This window comes from Blastomonas sp. CCH9-A1 (assembly GCF_001557175.1).
GTDB lineage: Bacteria > Pseudomonadota > Alphaproteobacteria > Sphingomonadales > Sphingomonadaceae > Blastomonas > Blastomonas delafieldii_A.
The window spans coordinates 1-824 of record NZ_LSHM01000039.1 but is presented as its reverse complement, the minus strand read 5'-3'; the positions used below and the strand labels follow the sequence as shown (position 1 = coordinate 824).

At 62.1% G+C, this 824-nt stretch carries 2 protein-coding genes; both read right to left on the bottom strand.

All coding sequences use genetic code 11. The features are described 5' to 3' along the window. Positions 1 to 255: 255 nt before the first annotated feature. Complete coding sequence (locus AX725_RS11865; protein WP_066044078.1) at positions 256 to 606, bottom strand: hypothetical protein; 351 nt, start codon at positions 604 to 606, stop codon at positions 256 to 258. Positions 607 to 678: 72 nt separating this feature from the next. Continuing rightward, on the bottom strand, positions 679 to 816 hold the full coding sequence (locus AX725_RS20930) for a DUF3768 domain-containing protein (protein WP_120222518.1): 138 nt from the start codon (positions 814 to 816) through the stop codon (positions 679 to 681). Positions 817 to 824: the final 8 nt, after the last annotated feature.

The following is an 824-nucleotide window of genomic DNA, read 5'->3' as shown; positions in this document are numbered from 1 at the left end:
TGCGGCCGATGTGAACGCCTTCTGCGTTGGCCTTGAGGGTGCCGATGTTCATGTCGAAGTTCTCCTGATGCCGTCCGAACCCCTTGTCCGGAACACCTTCTCCCATCCCCCCTCTCCTCCGGGCCCCTGGCCCGGCCCGTGCGCCAGCCACCGCAGGCGCGCGTCATCCTGTCCAGCCCAGAGGGCTGAGGAGTCTCGATAGTTGGATTGGAGCTGAACCGGCCCTGCTACGAGCCAGGCCCGGTCTGTACCGACCTAAGCTTCGGGCTCGGACCCGTCCTTGATCTGGTTGAGGCGCGCCATGAACGCCTTGGCTTCGAGCTGATTGGGTCCATCGCGCGTGGCGAGGCAGGCCATCCTGTCGATCTCGAGCTGTGCGGCAAGACTTGCCTCGATATGGCAATAGGGCTCGAGCGCGCGGATTGCGTCAACCGCGCGGGGCAGCTCGCTGAAAGCGGTTCCGACCCATACGAGTTCGATTTCCTCCCCGTCTTCGTCAGGGAGGCTCAGAACCTGCGCGAAATAGGTCTGAAGCGGTCGGTCCCATCCGACATAGGCACTGGCAGCTGCAATCCCGTCACGAAGCGGTACTTTGTGTCTGCTCATGCGCTCGTTACCTCACCACCATTTACGTGGCCTATGCCCCGCGGCGCAGTGACATGTCCGCCCCTGAACTGATCAGTAGTCCGCTGGCCGCATCAGCGTAATGACGCGCCGTGTCATCGCTGGATTGGCCGGATCCTCGGACCCGAATGCCAGTTCGGTATCGTAATAGATCCTATGCAGGCCGGATCGGCTATGCCGTTGTTCCGTCAAACCTCACG

What these genes read in the sequence shown, in the direction of transcription:
- AX725_RS11865 (WP_066044078.1), bottom strand. Translation starts at nt 606, where the DNA reads ATGAGCAGACACAAAGTACCGCTTCGTGACGGGATTGCAGCTGCCAGT.